Raw genomic sequence first — 19,090 nt, forward strand, 5'->3', positions numbered from 1 at the left:
GTTTGGTTTTTTTAAGTCGTTCTACTTAACTTGTGAGATACCACCGTCTTCTTCCCTAAAAAACGATAATTGTCTGGAAAAGATTGAATACGTGCGCCTTCACGAGCCGTCAAATTACGATGTTGGAAAGGATGAATAAAATTGGCATAAAATGAAGCTGCTATTGTGTGTGACGGTTTATACGGATTTAGCCTTCGGTTATTCTGGTCATAACTTGTTTCAGATATTTCACCATTTCCATTACGCCGTCTAGCTCTATGCTCTTTTGGCACATCTGAACTCGATTCGCCCCATTTGATATGTTTGAAACGTTCTACAAGTCTCGCAGAATGTTCCATTGCTACATGATTATAAAGAGTTTGACTATCATGTCGTATCCATCTTTGATAGTCATTTTGGGCTTGTGAAATGTATGGTTGTTCCTCTACACCTTCACTGGTTTTAAGTGGTGGTAAATCTGAGATTGCATCCCATAAAGTTAGGGCTGGATGCAAGCTTATAGTATCAATCATTGATAACTGAATGCTATTTACATTAGATAAATCCAAAGAATGTGTTTTTGGCGGAATACCTAATTTCTTACCTTTTTTATTGCCAACAATAAAGATACGTTCCCTGATTTGCGGTACACCATACTCAGCCGCATTTATTAACCATACTTCCACAAAATATCCAACTTCTTCAAAAGTTTTCTTAATAATATCTATTACCTTTATGCCTTCAATATTTTTTCTTGAGAGTAGTCCTTTAACATTCTCCATCACAAAAGCTGTAGGTTGGAGGAAACTAATCCACTGAGCGAAGTTAAGGAAAAGACTATTTCTAGGGTCTTTAGGATCTTTTTGTGCGGGGCCAGCAATGCTAAAACCTTGACATGGCGGCCCACCAATAACTACATCAGGCTGAAAAATAAAAATATCTTTAATACTATTTGCTGTGTTTAACTCACGAATATCTTGTTGAATCACCATCATATTAGGGTGATTGTAGCGCAGAGTATCACAAGCCCAAGCGTCGATTTCAACAGATAGAGGTACAGAGAAACCTGCCATCTCGAATCCTAAACCAAAACCACCAGCCCCAGAGAACAAATCAATAGCGATAGGTTGTGCTTTTACCATAGAAGTTGATTACTACAAGATGAGTATGAACCAATTGAAGGTAGATTATTGGCTAATGAATTATTCTAACTAGAGCGATCGCCTAAAATACTCTGGGGTTGCTAAATAAAGAGATAAAGTACTTGATACTAAGTAAAGTATAATACTTAATTATATAGTAAATGCACGGCTTTAACTCGTTCAATTTAGGATTGTTATAGATATTTAGCTTGTATTATTTGAGGCGATCGCATCATTTTTGTCTCAACTCGCTGGAGTGATTTCCGTATTTTGTTGTAGAGAATTGGTATAACAGCATCTTAAATTGGTAAAATTCAGGTTCAGAGAGAAGAGAATATTCCGACATGGTAGCCGCCCATACAGATTTAAATATTGCTGCTATAGAAGCAGAATATAGTCAAAAATCACCAAGAGAAATTCTGAAATTGGCCTTGGACACTTTTGACAATATGGCAATTTCCTTCAGTGGTGCTGAAGATGTTGTTTTAATTGATATTGCTTCCAAAATCACCAAAAACTTCCGGGTTTTTACCCTCGATACTGGGCGCTTACACCCTGAAACATACCAGTTCTTGGATAAAGTTAGAGAACATTATGGCATTAAGTTAGAAGTAATGTTCCCCGATGCCGCAGAAGTACAAGCCTTGGTAGAAGAAAAAGGATTATTCAGCTTTTATCAAGATGGGCATAAAGAATGCTGTGCTGTTCGTAAAGTTAGACCATTACGCCGCAAGCTAAATACTCTTGATGCTTGGGTGACAGGACAGCGTAAAGACCAAAGTCCCAGCACACGCAACCATATTCCTGTAATTGAACTTGATACCGCATTTTCTACCGAAGACCATCAGTTAATTAAGTTCAACCCCTTAGCCAACTGGTCTTCCGCCCAAGTGTGGGAATATATTCGCGCTTTAGATGTACCTTACAACAAATTACACGAGCGCGGTTTTATCAGTATTGGTTGCGAACCCTGTACCAGACCTGTTTTACCAAACCAGCATGAACGTGAAGGTCGCTGGTGGTGGGAAGAAGCTACGGCTAAAGAGTGCGGTCTGCACCTAGGGAACTTACAAAAATAGTAAGTGAAGCCACACTGTAGGGGCGCAAGTCCTTGCGCTGAGGTGCATCCCAGTTTTGATTTAGCAACGAGATAATAACTGTCATTGCGTATCCCCTACGCGAATGGGAAGGCTAACGCCTACGCAATGACATTCAAAAAAGTGAGATGTTCCCGTTACTAAATACTCAAATTATCTCAGAGTCAGACAGCTAAGTCTGTCTATTTTCAGATAATGCTATTACCTGTTGATGTTAGGTACATAACCCAGCATAGGAAACTTTTTGTAATTAGTCCTGTCTGTAAGACTAATACATTAGTTTATCAAGAATTTATATGCGATCGCCTATCGTAATCGGTACAGGATTACTTGTATCTTTAATTTTTAATGCCCAAGTTTTAGCGCAGTCTACAGTACAGTTACCACAACTAACTGCACAGAACTCTTCACAACAAATCTTCAATAAAAATACTAAAAAGCTGCGTTCAGGTATTATTACTTTGCAGAGAACTGCGTGTTTTGGTGCTTGCCCAATTTATACAATTACTATATTTCCTGATGGTAGAGTTGTCTACGAAGGAGAGCGTTTTGTGAAAGTTGTAGGTAAGCGAACTGCTAAAATTAGTCCGCAAGCTGTGAGAAGATTAGTTGCAGAATTTGATAAGGTCAATTATTTCTCTTTACCCAGTAACTATCAAGGTGGTCCGACAGATTTACCTTCAGCAATTACTTCTCTCACTCTTGGTAGACAGCAGAAAACTGTGAATCATTATCTCGGTTCACCTAATGCGCCGCAAGCACTAACAGCATTAGAAAATAAAATAGATGCTGTTGTGAATTCTCAGCGCTGGATTGGATCAAAAAATGAACAAACACCAAATCCAAATGACTCAAATTCCACGCAACTAAAAGTTAACCGCCAATTATGGAATCAGCAAAGGTTGACTAATTATCGCTTTACATTTAGCAGGAGTTGTTTTTGCGTACCTAAAGCAACTCAGCCAGTAGTCATTACAGTCCGGAATGGTCAAGTTGCTTCTATTACGCCTGTCAACAACAATGAACCAGTTGATGCAGAATTATTCCGACAATATAATTCAATTCCGAAACTGTTTGGGATAATTGACGACGCGATCGCCAAAAAAGCATCTAGTCTCACCGTCAAATATGATCCTAAATTTGGCTACCCAACCCAAATCAATATTGATTACAACCAACAAGTTGCTGATGAAGAACTATATCTCACTATTAGTAATCTAGAACCATTGAAGTAAGGTCTTGCACAGAGTAGATTATCTGTTGAGACTGGATATAGGAGTATAGGGGTTCTGCATCCCTACACTCTGCTCTTATGATCATTAGGGACGTATAAATTTACGTCCCTTTTATTTTGCCATCAAGCCTGGATAAACAAAAATATCTCTGAGCGATCGGTCATAATTCCAGGTAAGTGTGCATAAATAGTCAAATCCTCTCCCCTGCTGTCTAAATGATAAGCCTTTAACCGGATACGATATCAGACTCAGGGATGATGAGTATTGAGTAACTAGATTGACAAAATCACACTATAAACGGTCATATCTCAGCGATATGCAGTAATTACAAGGAATAAGGTCATGATTAAATCATGGATGATAATTGGGGGCGTGGCAATATTAGTTGCTTTGGGTGCTAATTTAATTCAGCCGCGCGATCGCCAGTGGTTCAAGCGCTTACAAAGACCGAGATGGCTAACTTTTGAAGCAGCAATTCCTATTATCTGGAGTGTGATTTTTATTTGTGGTGCTTGGTCGGCTTATATTGTCTGGGAAACTAACCCAGGAAGCAGAGCCACTTGGTTGTTGATGAGTTTATATTTAATTTTAGAAATTGCTATTATTGCCTATACACCTGTGATGTTTTGGCTGCGGAGTCTTCAAGCCGGCACAATTATCGGTGGTGCAGGTTTTATTATTGGAATTATATTAACTCTTGCTGTCTTACCTGTTTCTGGTTGGGCAGCATTGTTATTAGTACCCTTTCTACTTTGGAGTCCCATTGGTACTTATACTACTTGGGAGATGATCAATCTTAATCCTCAAGATGCCTAAGTATAAATGCTCTCAAAAAAATTAGGCAGGAATCTGTGCGTAAAATCGTAGCTTTTGCTCGTGAGGATGGGATTAAACTACAGTTAAAGAGAGTCATTTACTCCGATATTCTAGTTTAACTGAGTACTTGACTAAAAATGCCCACCCTCCTTAATTAATAGTATAAATATTCAAGAAAAACTAAAATAAATCTTAATAATGCCCTACCTGACTACCGCCAATAAAATTTATCAAATCATTGCTGAATATACCAAGGCTAAAACCATCTGGATAGATACAGAAGTAGCTGACTATAACAGCCGTAAGCCCAGATTATCGCTGATTCAAGTATTAGATGATCCTGAAGATATGAGTGGCGAGCGCGTTTTCCTTTTGGATGTCCTAGATCAGCCTGATTTGGTAGCTAATTTTATTGAGCAAATTATGGTCAATCCAGATATAGAAAAAGTATTTCATAATGCAAGTTATGATGTAAAGTTCCTCGGCAATAAAAAAGCTGAAAATATTACTTGTACGTTAGAACTAGCGAAAAAAATACCTTACTATCTTTTGCCAGTACCTAACTATCAACTAAAAACTCTAGCGACTGTTTTGTGTAACTTTCACTATATTGATAAACAAGCACAAACTAGCGATTGGAGACAAAGACCTTTAACCGAAGAACAAATAGATTACGCTTATCTCGACTGCATTTATCTTGCTCAAGTGCATAAACGTTTGTTAGAATTACAATCAGCAGGTAATCCGCATCCAGAAGCAGAAGATTTAATAGCTCTCAATGTAAGATATACACAAATAGAAGAGCAGTGGAAGCTATTAAATTCTGAATTTGAGCATTTGCAAGAGCGAATTAAAAAAGCTATGCAGGCTCAAAATGTATCAGAAACATCTTTCTTTAAGTTGACTGCTTATGAACGTAAAACCGTAAAAGCACAGTTTTTAGAACTCGCAAGACTGGTACAAAATCAAGGATTAAATTTTGATTTTCCGATTACCTTAACTCAGAAGCTACAGAAAGATTTAGGTGAAAATTTAGAACAATTATCTGTAGAAATAGATACATCTAATTCTTTGAGACTAACTCCTAAAAATCAGGAAAGTAATAGTGAGGATGAGTAAAGTAGAGCGCTAACTTTCACATAATTATTATTAATAATAACATTTTTAAGTATAATTAATTACCCTTAAATCACCCCATAGAAGACAAAAAGTTAATAAATTTCCCGGTTAAGTCCAGAGATAACCGTTATTAAACCTAGGGAATATCAGTAAAGTGTGTTAATTGACATTACACATCTAAATTCCAAAATTAATTAAATCGGGTGCTAATTAAATCTAGGTGGAATGCTGGTGGAAAGCAACTTATGAAGCTGCGGTTATGGGAGCAAAAGCGGGTGAAGGTGAAAAAAACATTGACTATAGTTGTGCTGACTGTCTTGAGTGCAATGACTCTTGTCTCTTGTAATCGAGACAAGAATGTGCTGGTGACAGAAATAGGCTTCACTCCACCTAGCCGCCGTACCATTAAAACCTCACAAGCTGGAACACTGTATCTTCAAGGACAAAATCAACACCTCAAAGGCGACTTACAAGGAGCGATCGCATCTTATACTAAAGCACTAAACCTCAACCCTGACTACAGTGCTGCCTACAAAGGACGAGGACTCGCCTATTTTGATACGGGAGACAAGCAAAAAGCGATCGCCGATTATAACGATGCGCTGCGCTTATCTCCCAACGATGCGGAAGCCTTTAACAGTCGAGGAAACGCCCGCGCCTCCCTCGGAGATAATCGAGGTGCGATCGCCGATTATACCCAAGCGATTAAGCTCTCACCCAACTATGCAGAAGCTTATAATAACCGCGCCAACGCCCGTGCAGCCATCGGCGAAAAAGACGGTTCCCTTGATGACTACGACCAAGCTATTATCTTAAATCCCAGATATGCGATCGCCTATAATAACCGAGGCAACGCTCGCGCCACCAAGGGAGATAAACAGGGAGCCATATCAGATTATAATGAAGCTATACGCCTGAATCCTAATTTTGCACCTGCTTACAATAATCGAGGTAATGCTCGTGCAGCCCAAGGAGATAAACAAGGTGCAATCAAAGATTTAGAACAAGCCGCAGCCATATTACAACGTCAAGGTAATAACGACTTGTATCAACAAGTAATGAATAACATTCAGGAACTTGGGCAATAGGATACATTAACCCAAAATAACCAGGACAACCGCCAACTTGACCTGTTGCGTATATTCCAATTCCGCAAGAGTATAGGGTATACACTTCATCATCTAGGGTAAACTTTAGGGTTATATAAATAACAAGGTAATGAGAGATTTGTCTAGCTTACCCTAGAACAACGTCTAGTCCTACCCTCTGACTTTCAGTTTTAATATCAAGTTACCTAAGTCTGGTTATTTAGTTTCCCTTTTGAAGGCTGAAAGCCTTAAAGGCGACACCCGGATTTGAACCGGGGGATAAAGGTTTTGCAGACCTCTGCCTTACCACTTGGCTATGTCGCCGTACTTGTTATCTGGCGTTTTCCTTGTTTACTTCTGAGTTTTCAGGAGCCAACTAGGAGTCAAAACACTAGCTTAACTAATATAGCTCACCAAATTTCACCTTGCAACAAAGTAACCCAGAGAGATTACTTTGTTGGTTGCTGGATGTGCTGAGTGAGACAATGCTTGTTAAAGTCTTTCCACTCATCAGCAGTAGAATTTGTTCTCATCCGTGAAATAAGTTCAGCTTGTATTTCTTTAGTTAATTCACCATATCTTTCTTTGGTTTCTTTACCGTAGATAAGATTACACATCTCTAAAGTAGAAGCAAACTCTGGTTTTGTTTCCTCCTGTGCTTGCTTGGTTATGACGTAGACCGTAGTTAAGTGAACAACGATAGCAGTAGTAACAACATAAGCTAAGGTTTTCATAGGTATGCTTAAGCCTGCTTTGGTGTAACCATCTGATTATACTGCTGAGTTCGGTGAAGCTAAGGTATGTCCACTTTGCTAAGGTATGTCCACCCTGGAATGCTTGCTATGTCTACGTTCTAACCCAAGGTGGACATACGTACATACCTCCCCATACCTTTTAGAAGATTATTTGGGAAAGCACTGTATGTCTACTGTTGTTGTTGTCATCCTAGGTTTTCATAGAAATGTGTGCAAAGGTACGTCAGGTATGTCCAGGTATGTCTACCTTAGTAAAACCCTTGCTATACATACGTTTCAGGCTGGCATACCTAAGTGGACACACCTCTATAGGTACGTCAGGTATGTCCACCTTAGTCAGGGCTAGAGTTATCCTCTGACCAGAGGAAATTAAGTAGACAAAAGAAACACCAGCCAACTCGCGCCAACTGGTGTCTGATTATTTGGGTGTGATTCTAGTAAACTTCTTCGTATGTGGTCTTCACGTCGTCACTGGTTAGCTGTTCTAACCCAGGCAAAGACCAGTACGTTGTCTTCTTCTGCCCAACTCTGCGCTTAGTCGCTCCTAGTTTGGTTAACACTGCGCCTACCTCCATCTGTGCCTTTCGGTCGTTCAGCCTGCTTGTGTCAAAGCCTAGTGCGTTTTCCATAATGTCAGCTAAGGTACAGGGATTGTAACCAGCCATATAAGCAGAAATGCGTTCTGTCCACGGAGATTCTTGCTCATATTGGGCTGTATCATCAGCAGACATTAGCTTTTCACTAGCTGTCAGTTCCCATTGTTCACCATCCAAGTACAGCCTTAGAATCGCACTCCAGATGTCATCTCGCATCTGCTGTACTGCTTTCCTGTCTACTTGCTGATTAATGTTCACTACCCAGAATCTTCGGTTGCCTGTGCTGTCTTTCAGAAATTCAGTCTTGTTAGTAGTGCCAGCGATAACAAAAGACCTAGAATAACGTTCGCTTGCGTCACCATACGGTCGTCTGAACAAGTCGTCTTCTTTACTAAGAAAGGCTTTAACACTTGCGATATCTTTTTGGGTTAAACAATTCTCTATTTCTCCGTATTCACAACACCAACTATTGTGCATACTAAGGATTTCGTCTACTTGGCTCTTATGCTCACCTACTGTCTGGAAAAACGGTTTACTAAAGATATCCTGAAATAGTGTGGTCTTACCAAGGTCTTGTCGTCCTTGGAGAACTAAAGCATTATCCGCCTTGCAGCCAGGGTTAAGCGCACGAGCTACAGCAGAAATTAACCAGCGTGTGAAGTAAGTCCTGTGTAGCTTGTTGTCAACTCCGATAACTTGGAAAAACGCGCTTAAGATAGGGTTGACAGAGTAAGCATCAGCAACAGGAGTGAGACTCTGCAAGTAAACTCTAACTGGGTGATAAGGACGTTCTTCGGCATAGACAACGGTAAAACGCTCGAACTTACTATCGGGGTAATCTCTGTCTAACTCCTGCTCTGCTAACTCCTGTAGCTTCTGCATACTCATGTGTTGACCCCTAAACCTTAGCTTGTTCTCCATTTCGTTCCACTGCAAATCATCACCAAAGAACTCTGCAAGCTCTTGCCTCATCTGATTGCCTTTGCTCCTGCCTCCTTTACCTAAGTTCAGTGTAATCGGCTTGTTGGCTCCTGCGTTCGCGCTTGCTAACGTTGCTCTGGTTTCTTCTTCAGACAGACCTAAGCAGTCAGTAGCAACAGTAAACAGACAGTTGTCAATCTCAGCTAACTTATCTGGGAACAAGCCAGCAAGCGTGTACTTAATGGTGTTCAGTGTGCTATTACGTTCACCTTCCTTAGCTTGCTTCAGTTTGTTTGCAAAGCGTTCTAGAGTTTCTCTGAAGTCTCCGTTTGTTGGTTGTTCACCCAAGAAATCTAGAGTGTATTGTGGTTTGGTGGTTGGCTTTGGTTTTGGCTTTGCTACTGCTAACTCTGGTAGCCCAGACATGATTTCGTCTACTGTGTACCGAGTGCCTGAAGCCTCACTGATAGTTACTAACTTAGGCTCTCCTTTCTTGTGGAACAACCCAGGTAGACGCATTACACGAGGCAAATCCTTGACTGCCTTATCACTTCTGTAGTGCGCTATCAGTCTTTCTTGCAAACCTCTGAATAGTTCGGCTGACGCTTCCAGAGGTTCAGACATAAGCCAATAAGCATGACATTTGTTGGCAGAGGTAGAGACTATCAGGCTGGGTTGCAAATGGTAGCTTTCAGGTGTGCCATTGTCACAGTCAACAAAGAGCGCTCTTACTTTGGTTATGTTCTCTAGCTTACGATTGCCTGAGCCGTCTGTGGTTTGCACGGTTACGAATACACCCGCGCCCTGTTCGTTTAACCTCTGTAATCTGTTCCAACTGTTCGCTAAAGTATCGTGCCAACTATGAGCTAAACTACGGTCTTTCTGTGCGCTGTCATCGAACGTTTGGAAGGTTACTTCAGCCGACTCGCACCCACTAATAAGACTAATGAAAGCCTCTGCTTGCAGGTATTCTAGAGTTTGGTTTACAATTGTAGTAATAGTTGTCATAAGTTTGGCTCCTTTAAGCCAGCTTGTGTAGTTTGTGTAGAAGTCAGCTTTGGTTGCAGCCTTGGCTGACTTTTTGGTTTGTGTGCTTTGGTTTGGTTATCTGTCGAAGACAAAAGATAGACCGAAGTTAACTAAAAGTAGACAAATAACTAGTGTTTCCATCCTCGTGTTCTCCTTTGTGCTAGTTAGCTTTGGCTAAGTATTCATCGAGTGCTGTTCGTACAAGTTGGCTGAGAGTCATTTGTCTTGCGGCTGCTGCTTGCTTGTAGCTATCTACTTCTTCTTGCGTTCTCATGTAGACTTGCATTCTTGTGCCGTATCTCCATTTGTCAATCTTCATACCTTGGGTTCTCCATTGTGAGTGTGTCTAGCCTTCTGAGGCTGCTACTAGATAGATAGTGGGACGACTAGAGTAGGCTTAAAGGCTGAAATGTACTTATGGTGGACACTTTGTTTACTGGCACACGCTTACTCTAACTTCAGCCTCTCACCCAAAGTCAGCACAGCGTATCTCTCACCTCTGTCAACTGCTGAATAGCTTCTGTTAACACTGCCTTTGCTTGCTCTTTGCTTAATTCACTCCAGCGCACACACCACAGAAGCCAAGAAGCAAATGCAAACGCACTGTTATTAGGTGTAGGGTTGGCTGCTAGGTGTAAAGATAATTCCTGCCTAGCTTCTTCGGTTAACTTTTGGCTTGGTCTGCTTCTGTTCACCATGTTTTCACCTCGTTTACCAAATCAGATAACGTTCTCATGTCTTTTCTTTCGCACACATAAGCTTCATACCAACGTCCTCGGTTGCTCGTCTCTTCTATCACCCAGCCATCGCTTAAGTCTGCCGGGCAGTAGACAGAGCCAAGAACTGTAAACTCATCGTCTGAAATTCTGCCAATGGGAGCCAAGACAACACAGCCTAAGAGAACCTCACCTCTTCTCTCGCAGGCTCTAACCTTTGCATCCCAACTGCTACAGCTGTCTATGATGAGGGACTTTGGTAATCTACTGTAACCGTCCGTTCCATCAGATATTGGCAAGCCAAGCGTGCATCCTTTGTATCTAGCTTCTTTTACCTCTAAAGCTAACTTCTGCCCGTTTGGTGTGCTAATGATTATGTCTGCTTGCTTTGCTTTGGTGTTACCATCTGCTTTGCTTGGGAGAACTTCAGCGTCTAAGCCAAGTTTTCTAAGTTGGTGTGCTAGATAACATTCGAGCCTGTGCGATCGCTGGTAGGTTTGGGCATAACGTTGTAGGTCTTTGTACTTCAGATAACTTGGAATCTTGCGCTTGTTCTGGTCTTCGGTAAACTGTTCTCTACTGATGATGTTCACGCGGCTGTCTACTCTTGTAAACGTTACTGTGATTTCTTCTTGCCCACTATCTTTCACTTTGTGTCCTCCTCATTCCTCTTGTTTTACTTAAGTCCACGTTTGCCTACAAGCAGCGTGGACTATTGTTTTCTGTGTGTGTAATCTTTTAGCCACACCCAAAGTCATCGCCCAACTCTTGTAAGGCTTCTTGTGCTGACTTTGGTTTACTGGTTGTTTGCGCCACATCTTCAGTTAACTTAGGCAGTATTCCGTCAACCTCATCTAACCTGTCTATTAGCTGCTGTTGAACTTCACCTAACTTCTCGTCAACTCTGGCTCTCAGTTGGTTTAGAACCTTAGTTGTACTGTCCCTTAAGTTTGCGTCTGTAGTTAACCTGTTGGGATAGTATTTACTTGCGTAAGCGTCGGCGTTGTAGCGGGCGATAGCTGCTAAGTCTGCGGTCGGTGAAGGTAGCTTCTGTACACTTGTGCTGCTAACCTTAGTTTCATCCAACACTAGAGCGAACCCAGACTTGCTGTCGTAGACGCTATCGTAACCTAGTCTCCTTAAGTTATTGCTAACGGTTGTCTGTAAGCTTTGTAGCGTGTCTTCTGAAGGCTGTAAGTTAGCTTTGGGTAGACTTGCCTCTAGTTTGGTTAGATAACCGTTGTAAGTGGTCGTCTTGCCTTTACTAAGGGCTTGCTTCAGTGGTGCTTGCAATTCTTCAGGTAGACCAACACTCAGTTCTCTGAAGAACACATCGTTACTTGGTATACTTGCTCTAGCGTCTAGCGTTCTCTCCAACGTTGACTGAAGTTGGTAAACACCAGGAGATAAGTCTAGGTCAAGAGTTTGCGGGTTAACGTTCTCAGACACACGAGCTAGAGCATAATCACTGGCAATCTGTTTGCTGTTGGTTAGATAGAGTCCACTGCCTAGTTCACCACGACTACCAAAGATAGATAAGTTATAGCTAGGGTTAAAGTCTGCTAAAGCTGTACCGTGATACAAATCTGAAGGTAACTGAGTGAGAGCTTTGGTAGGCTTGACCGCGTTAACTGGCACTGGTGTACTTAAGATAAGGTTGTGAGCATCCGTCAGCTTGGCTAATGTCTCTCCTACGTTCTCTCCAGCCCTGCCCAAAGCTTCAGTAAACCTCTCATAGTCTCCAGCCCGCAATAGTTTACTGAAAGCTTCTGGTAAGCTGTCTAGTGCTTTTGGGTGGAAGTTAGGTAAGCCACCGTTAGAAAGAATGTCGTCCACTTCATCTAGTGTGTATCTTCTTAAGCCCAAGCCTTCATCTGCTTTCCTTCCAAAGTCAACAGTCTCTCCGAAGTAATCATCTAGTCGCTGGAGTGGTACTTCTGTTAACTGCTTGTATGCTGCTAGTTCTTCTGCTGCGGTTGCCAAATCGTCTTTAGTAAGTACGTTTGCTTCATCAGTTAACTTACTACCAACTACCCCAAGCTCACTAACGTCAACGTCCGAGAACTGGGCTAGGTGGTCTTTAAGTTCTTCCCAAGTTTTGCCTGTGTATGTCTCTAGTAGCTGTGGCTTACTGGTCTGGAGTTGGTTGACTATAGTTTTGTACGGTCTTAACTCTAGAGAACCTAACTCAGATAACCTTAACCCAGGTGAACCAATGCCAACTTCTAAGACAACAGAAGCAGGGTTAGACTTCGGTACTGGTAACACGGGCTTTAAGTTAGCTGGAGGTACGAGTGAGGGGTCGAACACTGGAGGGACTAGACGTTGGCTGACTGTTGCACTTCCGTTCTCGACTCTAGTAATCTTGACTGGGTTTGCTGCTGCTGGTGCAGAAGGAATGCTTCTGTAAACTGGTGCTATCTCTGGTGTTTCTTTTACTACTGCTTGTGTGACTTCCTGTGTGGCGCTTTGCGCGGACGATAGTCCTGTAATCTTGGGTGCGTTCCTTCTGAAGATTACTTGTCCAGCTTTCTTTGCAGCAAACCCTACGCCCTCGCCGATAGCCCGCCCAACTAGGTTAGCTTCATCGACAGGGTTAAACAGGTTCACACCGACCTCTATAGCCAAACCAAGCGGGTCTTCGTAGAACTTCTGCCCTTCTTGTCTGCGTGGACTATAGAAAACTCTGCCTGTGTTGGTGCTAGTACTCGCTTTCGGGTCGTTTGTATCGCCAACATCATCACCAGTTAACGCTCTCCCTATCAGATTACCTTGTTGGTTAGCTGCGTCTACGTTAAAGCCAACTAACGGGTCTCTATCTGGGCTGTACCGAGCAATGTTAACACCTGCTTTTCTTAAGTCTTCTATGGCTTGGTAGTCTTGCTTACGTTTCTCACCGTAGATTGCTAGAGGAATGTTAATCGTAGAGTTAAGGGCGTACTTAAGAAAACCACCTACACCCGCGCCTTGTCTACCAAACTCCCCAGCTAGTGGGCTAAAGTTACCTTGCTCAGTTCTCTTCCTCGCTTGTTCACTGCCAAAGAACACATCACTTAAGAACCCAGTAAACGAACTACGCCAAGGTTTATCTACGTCGGGTGTGTTAGCTAAAGTGTCTAAAGCTTGTTGTGCAAATTTTACTTTAGAAAGATTGTCTACTTCAGTTTGCTGCTGTTCCGCTGTGTAACGGTTAACTTCTTGGGCAAACAGTCTGTTAGCGGCAGATAACGCGTTAGAACTAGGTGTTGTCTCGTATATAGTAGGCAATTGTGAGTTTACTACTTGTGGAGCATACGGAGATAAGCCTTGCTCTTTTACAGGAGAGTACAGGCTAGTTAGCTCTGGTACAGTTATGGGTTGGTTAACTGGTGGTGTGCTTAAGCCTGGGAGTTCTGGAGGCTCCTGTGTGCCGAATGGTGAACCGATAGTTTGCTCTAGCGGAGAGAGTTCACTTGTCCTAGGGTTTGGGTTAAGTTCACTTCTGAACTGCTGATTGCTAAGGGGTGTGTCTGAAGTATTGGCGAACTGCTCTTGTAGCGTGTCTTCAGATAAACCTATGTTTGCTGGTACTGGTAGGTTAGCTTCTGTTGGTACAGCATTACTCAGTCCTTCTGTCGGTTGCGGCTGTGGTTGTACATTTGCGCTTTCAGCAGAAAACTCTACAGGCTGCTGTACTCCGTCTACTACTGGCACTTCTTTTTCTACTTGTGCAGCGTTAACTTTTGGTAGTTTGCCCTGAGTTGGCTGCACTTGGGCTTTGTCTCGCTGGCTTTCGTTAATCAGACCCATTAGATAGCACCTCTCTTTTGTGTGAAGTTAGCTGGTCTGTATTCGTAATCTTCGAGCAACTTGACTATGGCTATGGTTAGAAGTGAACTCACGCTTATCTTTGTTTTCTCACTCTCTTCAGTTATCAGCTTGTATAGTTCGTCGTTAACGTAAGCTTTCACAACGTGATTACTTTTGTCTTCCATGTGTCTCCTGTTATTTGGGGGCATACATAAGTAATAGTGGGATTACGGTAGGTCTGCTTTAGTCCCTGTTAACAGCCCTCTAAGCTCTGCCAACAATCGTTTAGCTGCGTCATATCTTGGGCTGGTCTTGTGTTCTGGGTCGTTTACTTCAGCTTCCCAACTGCTAACCACTGCTTCCAAGTCGTCTCTCAGGCTCACTAAAGCTTTCTCATCTAGACAAGCGGGAATGCGGACAACTTTAGTCTTAGGTGCTGTTGTTGTCCCCTTCGGTCTGCCTGTCTGATTGGGTCTTCTTCCGCCTCTACCCAAGTCTATGCCTCCTCTTTAGCTTTCGTGTTACAGAAAAGCAAACAAACCTTAGTCAGACTTAAGTAGAGCCTCTAGCCAGTCTTTCTTTCTCTGCCAGCTTCCGCCGCGCTTCTGCCCTAACTTCTGTTCCAATATCTGCGCCACACTCCAACCATCTGCATACAACCTTCTTAAGCTCTCCAAAGCTGGCTGTGTTAGTTCTACGTTGGTTAGTGGTTGTTCGTTCAGCAGTTCACTAATGCTGTTTTCTTGGGTTTTCTGCTGATTTTGGTAGTCTTCCGAACGTTCGTGAACGTCTGAACACTGGCTCTCTGTAAAGCTTTCAGCCGTTTTCACAGGTGAACTTAGAGTGAACTGGCTTGTCGGTGTGAACTGCGAGTGTACAGAGGTTGGGCGAAGTGCTGGTCTGTCATCTACCAGACACACCTGTTTACCTCCAGCCTTCAGCCAGTTTACTAATACTTGGTTCTTCAGTTGCTCTGCTCTCTCGATAGCTGACTTACCTAAGTAAACTCGAACAAAACAGTTATCTCTAAGTTTGCTATCGCCTTCTAGCCCAAGATTCTTCACTGTGTCATTCTGAGCAATAGCAGCCACGAACCTCTTAACCCTACGTCCACGTTTGGCATGACGAGTTAACCATAGTCCAGCGTCTTCTAGTTCGTCCACTAAGATTGGGAGTTCTTCAGCCACGATAATAGTGTTATCAGTCGTCCACTTGTTTCCCGCTTGCTTGCGTTCTACTGTTCTACTCTCGATAACTTCTAAGTCTTCCTGCATCTGTTCACCTATGGCTGAGAAAGACTCGTACATCTGACAGCTAGGAAGTGAGCGCAAGTAAGCCCAGTCATCTATAGTGCAATCTGTGTCGTAAACTTTGTAGTGCCAACCAACGCCCAACACAGAAGCAAACGCCTGTATGAACGTGCTTTTACCTGCTCCAGTTCCGCCGACTATGAGAAGGTGTTTGTCTTGCTGTTGCCAGTAGTTAACTACGTCAGAGATAACTTGTGAGTCTACTGGTGTAGATTGGGTGATGGTTAGCTGCTGTTTGCGGCTGAGTAAACTGTTGTACCAGCTAATGTTCTGCTTACGTTCGACTATACCCAAATCCTCAGATAGTGCTGTTAGCTTGCGGTTATCTAGGTAGCTCCTATAGCCAACTGCCACTACGCCTACACCTACCGCAGACGAGAGCAGTTTACCTAAGCTTTTGTTCTGTAAGCCAACTACAGGAAGCAATAGACAACCAGCCAAACCTAAGCTAACTGTGCTAACTGCTGTATTTTGGGTAAGCTGCATTAGTTTACGTGTGAATGAGATTGGGTATTCTTGGTTACTCACTGTAGTCTTCCTACGGTTTACTTATGTTAAGAGTCTGGTAAACTGGTGGTATCTTTCGCTGTTCAGAAAGACTAAAGCGTTAACAAGAGTTAAGTTTCTTGCCTATTGTTTGCTGTCTCTTGCTTGTCTTCATCCCGTGTTAACTCCGGCAAGAGTACACTTTCTAGCTTTAGCTGATGTGGTCTTAGGTTTACTGAGTTACAGACAAATTAGATTAGTTAACTACCTAAGACAACACCAGCAAAAACAGAAGACAAGTTAATCACAGTTGTAGGTTGTAAACGTTTGCTGAGAGTCCACTGTAGCCCCGCACCAAATAGAGACAAACCAACTACAGAAGATAACAAACGAACACTAGTTAACTCTGGCAACGGTAGGTACAAAATTATCTGAGTAACAAGTGAACTACAGAAAGTACACAACAGAGAGCCAAAGATAACATCACCTAACGCTGTCTCTGCTGTTGTTGGCTGTGGCAGTTGTTCTCTTTTGCTGTCTAGGCTTATTATTATCTGGTTCCCGTTGGCTGTAGTAGTTAGTTGGTCTTTGGTTATAGTTGTCTCACTCACGTTTGTTTACCTCTGGTTGGTTTGCTGTGTGTTCGTACAGAGAATGCAAATGTTAATTATGGTTGTCTTACTCTTCTGTTCTCCTGCTGAAGAAAACAAAAGCAGCAGAACACCCATAACCATGAGACTACCTGCTGCTAACTGATTCACTTTGTCTACTCCTTAGCTATCTGCGCGTAGTTGGGTTGTCTTCTACAGGTGTGGCTTTAGTAAACGCTAGTGAAAGAACCTGCTGTTTACTATGTGAGCCGACCAAAGCAGAGTAGAAAGTTTGTGCGAGTTTGCCCTCTAGCGTTCTACATTCGTGACGTTCGCCCAAGTTTCTGTAGATGTAAAGTATGCTGATGAGTTCACTGCCTTTGCAAACTGAGCTAAAGCTTGCTGTATACATTTACCTTGTCTCCTTACGCTAGATTTACGAGATACCCAACAACACCAGCCGTAGAGAACCTTTGTTGACTTAGAAGGCTAACCACCTCATGTCTACTGAGTTTCACAAATAGTTCACTAGACTCAGGAGAAGTTACAAAGGGAGTGAGCAAAGGAAACTTGGTGTTAGCTACTTCCTGAGCGTTTGCCGAGATAGAACCAGATAGCTTAAGTGTTTTGCGCTCCTGCTGACCTGTTGCTATCAGAGTAGGAAGCTTACGCTCACGTTTACGTCTAGCCTTGCTACTGGTTTCTGATGTGGTCTTACCGTTGGTTGTCATAGTTTCTACCATGTGTCTGTCCTCTGTTTACTTGTGTTTGTCTACTTAAGAACGGTGTTAACTACAGCTTGGATTGCTAATGAGTCTGCGTAGTCTCCAGTGTTTGTAGAGTAAACTTCCCTAGTCTCTCCATTGGTTACTGTCAGGCTCACTTCTGTATCGCTGATAGTTAATCTAGGGTCATCGATAAGTGAACTGTCTGATGTGTACATAGTGCTAGACTGATTGTGTTTGTTAGTTATGCCAGCTTTGTTAGCTCTGTTAGCTACGTTAGCTGGCTTCATCTTATCACCTTGTTAGCTTTGTTAGCAACGTTAGCAGAGAGGAGAATACTTTTGGAGCAAGAGACAACCACGCTATACATAAGAAACTTTCCGGCTGACCTACACAAAGACCTGAAGCGGCAAGCCTTAGAACGTAACACCACTCTGCAAACCTTAGTCACCCTCATAATAGAAGACTGGCTAAGACAGCAGAATACAAAAGCGGACTGACTACGCTGTAGCCTACCACTGACCGATGGTAGTTGACAAAGCAGATTACCTCAGTGTAAAGTGAAGACATAAGCAAGTTTCACAAGATAACGCTTGCTTGGTGAAACATAAGCTGAGGAGTAAAACCTATGTCAACCCGTAAACGTGTAGCAGTCAACCCAGATGCAGTAGTAATCTATCTAAGAGTCAGCACAGATGAACAAGGTAAGTCTGGTCTTGGGTTGGACGCACAGTTAGACGCTTGTAAACGGCTGTGTGAGCAACGACAGTTAACTATAGTTGGTGTTTACAGTGAGGTTATCTCAGGCAAGGTTGACCCTAGAGAGCGACCAGTGTTCATGCAAGCTTTGACAGAGGCACAACAGCATGGCGCAAGTCTTCTGGTCAGTAAACAAGATAGGTTCAGCCGTGAAGTCTTCCATGTTAGCGGCTACGTCAACAATTACTTCTTTGGCTCTAACACTCCTATACTCATAGCGGCTGACTCTCCTAACGCTTCTCCGATGGAAGTCTACTTAAGGGCTGTGGTGGCAGAGGAAGAAAGAAAACTAATTAGCAAGCGCACCAAAGACGCATTAGCCCAACTTAAGAAGCAAGGCGTGAGACTAGGAGACAAAGGTAGAGAAGCCGCAAACCAAGCTAAGAGAGACGCTACAGAAGAAGCCATACAGAGAGCTAGTGAACTCAGACAACAACGGTACACCTTACAAGCAATCGCTGACACGCTGAACACTGAAGGTTTTACCACGAGCAAAGGCACACCGTGGACAAAGCAAGCTCTGAGTAAGCGTCTTAGTGTAGGTTGACACAAGCTGAAGTAAGTTGTATGATTATCTAAGAACACACACACGGTAAACACACAGCTAGACAACAGTGAACACACACATAGGTAAACAAACAAGAGCAGTCTTCTAAAGAGAGGGCTGCTTTTGTTTGTACCCAGATGTGAGCGTGTGTCTGTTGTGAGTGCGCTGAGGTGAGCTTATCTAAGCAGTGATAACAAGTGTGCGTCAAGCCTCAGTATTCTGTAGAAAGACTAAGGTATAAAGCTTACAACGACAATAGCGAACTATCGTAGAGCGAAAGGGGGGAATGGCTCTGCTGGCATGGGTTGGAAGCCTTCGCTAGTAAATATACACCACTTTAGCTAACAAACGTATTCGGTGCTGCAAGAAAGCCTACTAAAGTCAACCTTGC

At 42.7% G+C, this 19,090-nt stretch carries 21 protein-coding genes and 1 tRNA gene; 7 read left to right on the forward strand and 15 right to left on the reverse strand.

Features of this window, described 5'->3' with window-relative positions:
• Positions 1–11 precede the first annotated feature (11 nt).
• Positions 12–1,121, reverse strand: coding sequence for a DNA cytosine methyltransferase (locus NCWK1_RS02840; RefSeq protein WP_103123643.1), 1,110 nt, complete (start codon positions 1,119–1,121; stop codon positions 12–14).
• A 344-nt stretch (positions 1,122–1,465) separates the two neighbouring features.
• Between NCWK1_RS02840 and NCWK1_RS02845 the strand changes: the two genes are divergently transcribed.
• The 5 genes from NCWK1_RS02845 (at position 1,466) to NCWK1_RS02865 (ending at position 6,476) form a co-directional block, all read left to right on the forward strand.
• Positions 1,466–2,200, forward strand: coding sequence for a phosphoadenylyl-sulfate reductase (locus NCWK1_RS02845; RefSeq protein WP_103123644.1), 735 nt, complete (start codon positions 1,466–1,468; stop codon positions 2,198–2,200).
• Between the two features lie 314 nt (positions 2,201–2,514).
• Complete coding sequence (locus NCWK1_RS29835) at positions 2,515–3,453, forward strand: DUF6174 domain-containing protein (protein ID WP_222838759.1); 939 nt, start codon at positions 2,515–2,517, stop codon at positions 3,451–3,453.
• A 342-nt stretch (positions 3,454–3,795) separates the two neighbouring features.
• Positions 3,796–4,269, forward strand: coding sequence for a TspO/MBR family protein (locus tag NCWK1_RS02855; protein ID WP_096580347.1), 474 nt, complete (start codon positions 3,796–3,798; stop codon positions 4,267–4,269).
• A gap of 198 nt (positions 4,270–4,467) precedes the next feature.
• The gene (locus NCWK1_RS02860; protein WP_103123645.1) at positions 4,468–5,388 is read left to right on the forward strand and encodes a ribonuclease D; all 921 of its coding nucleotides are present in this window, start codon (positions 4,468–4,470) and stop codon (positions 5,386–5,388) included.
• Positions 5,389–5,633: 245 nt separating this feature from the next.
• Entirely contained in the window at positions 5,634–6,476 is an 843-nt protein-coding gene (locus tag NCWK1_RS02865; RefSeq protein ID WP_103123646.1) for a tetratricopeptide repeat protein, read from the forward strand.
• 252 nt (positions 6,477–6,728) lie between these two features.
• Here NCWK1_RS02865 and NCWK1_RS02870 read toward each other — a convergent pair.
• The 14 genes from NCWK1_RS02870 to NCWK1_RS02925 all read right to left on the reverse strand — a co-directional run bounded on the left by NCWK1_RS02870 (position 6,729) and on the right by NCWK1_RS02925 (position 17,683).
• Positions 6,729–6,800, reverse strand: a tRNA-Cys gene (locus NCWK1_RS02870).
• A gap of 125 nt (positions 6,801–6,925) precedes the next feature.
• Positions 6,926–7,210: a hypothetical protein gene (locus NCWK1_RS02875; RefSeq protein WP_103123647.1), complete on the reverse strand. Its 285-nt coding sequence runs from the start codon at positions 7,208–7,210 to the stop codon at positions 6,926–6,928.
• A 455-nt stretch (positions 7,211–7,665) separates the two neighbouring features.
• Positions 7,666–9,756, reverse strand: coding sequence for a virulence-associated E family protein (locus NCWK1_RS02880; RefSeq protein ID WP_103123648.1), 2,091 nt, complete (start codon positions 9,754–9,756; stop codon positions 7,666–7,668).
• 181 nt (positions 9,757–9,937) lie between these two features.
• Positions 9,938–10,096, reverse strand: a complete 159-nt coding sequence (locus NCWK1_RS29320; protein ID WP_187308032.1) for a hypothetical protein — start codon at positions 10,094–10,096, stop codon at positions 9,938–9,940.
• Between the two features lie 157 nt (positions 10,097–10,253).
• Positions 10,254–10,475, reverse strand: coding sequence for a hypothetical protein (locus NCWK1_RS02885; protein ID WP_103123649.1), 222 nt, complete (start codon positions 10,473–10,475; stop codon positions 10,254–10,256).
• Complete coding sequence (locus tag NCWK1_RS02890; protein ID WP_103123650.1) at positions 10,469–11,143, reverse strand: hypothetical protein; 675 nt, start codon at positions 11,141–11,143, stop codon at positions 10,469–10,471. The genes NCWK1_RS02885 and NCWK1_RS02890 overlap by 7 nt, the downstream gene beginning before the upstream one ends.
• An 88-nt stretch (positions 11,144–11,231) precedes the next feature.
• Complete coding sequence (locus tag NCWK1_RS02895) at positions 11,232–14,282, reverse strand: hypothetical protein (protein ID WP_103123651.1); 3,051 nt, start codon at positions 14,280–14,282, stop codon at positions 11,232–11,234.
• Positions 14,282–14,491 carry a ribbon-helix-helix domain-containing protein gene (locus NCWK1_RS30565; RefSeq protein ID WP_146033932.1) on the reverse strand — a complete coding sequence of 70 codons (210 nt, stop codon included), beginning with the start codon at positions 14,489–14,491 and terminating at the stop codon, positions 14,282–14,284. The genes NCWK1_RS02895 and NCWK1_RS30565 overlap by 1 nt, the downstream gene beginning before the upstream one ends.
• Positions 14,492–14,509: 18 nt before the next feature.
• Positions 14,510–14,776, reverse strand: a complete 267-nt coding sequence (locus tag NCWK1_RS02905) for a hypothetical protein (RefSeq protein WP_103123653.1) — start codon at positions 14,774–14,776, stop codon at positions 14,510–14,512.
• Between the two features lie 48 nt (positions 14,777–14,824).
• Positions 14,825–16,120 (reverse strand): P-loop NTPase family protein, encoded by a 1,296-nt coding sequence (locus NCWK1_RS02910; RefSeq protein WP_146033933.1) that lies wholly within the window; start codon positions 16,118–16,120, stop codon positions 14,825–14,827.
• A 218-nt stretch (positions 16,121–16,338) separates the two neighbouring features.
• Complete coding sequence (locus tag NCWK1_RS02915) at positions 16,339–16,689, reverse strand: hypothetical protein (protein WP_103123655.1); 351 nt, start codon at positions 16,687–16,689, stop codon at positions 16,339–16,341.
• Between the two features lie 166 nt (positions 16,690–16,855).
• The gene (locus NCWK1_RS29040) at positions 16,856–17,080 is read right to left on the reverse strand and encodes a hypothetical protein (protein ID WP_146033934.1); all 225 of its coding nucleotides are present in this window, start codon (positions 17,078–17,080) and stop codon (positions 16,856–16,858) included.
• Between the two features lie 13 nt (positions 17,081–17,093).
• Positions 17,094–17,411, reverse strand: coding sequence for a hypothetical protein (locus tag NCWK1_RS02920; protein WP_103123656.1), 318 nt, complete (start codon positions 17,409–17,411; stop codon positions 17,094–17,096).
• Between the two features lie 29 nt (positions 17,412–17,440).
• Positions 17,441–17,683 carry a hypothetical protein gene (locus NCWK1_RS02925; protein ID WP_103123657.1) on the reverse strand — a complete coding sequence of 81 codons (243 nt, stop codon included), beginning with the start codon at positions 17,681–17,683 and terminating at the stop codon, positions 17,441–17,443.
• Between the two features lie 51 nt (positions 17,684–17,734).
• Here NCWK1_RS02925 and NCWK1_RS29325 point away from each other — a divergent pair, with 51 nt between their 5' ends.
• The gene (locus NCWK1_RS29325; protein WP_187308033.1) at positions 17,735–17,893 is read left to right on the forward strand and encodes a hypothetical protein; all 159 of its coding nucleotides are present in this window, start codon (positions 17,735–17,737) and stop codon (positions 17,891–17,893) included.
• Positions 17,894–18,021: 128 nt separating this feature from the next.
• Positions 18,022–18,699: a recombinase family protein gene (locus tag NCWK1_RS02930; protein WP_103123658.1), complete on the forward strand. Its 678-nt coding sequence runs from the start codon at positions 18,022–18,024 to the stop codon at positions 18,697–18,699.
• Positions 18,700–19,090: the final 391 nt, after the last annotated feature.

Origin of the sequence: Nostoc cycadae WK-1, from assembly GCF_002897135.1 — a bacterium.
Lineage (GTDB): Bacteria > Cyanobacteriota > Cyanobacteriia > Cyanobacteriales > Nostocaceae > Nostoc_B.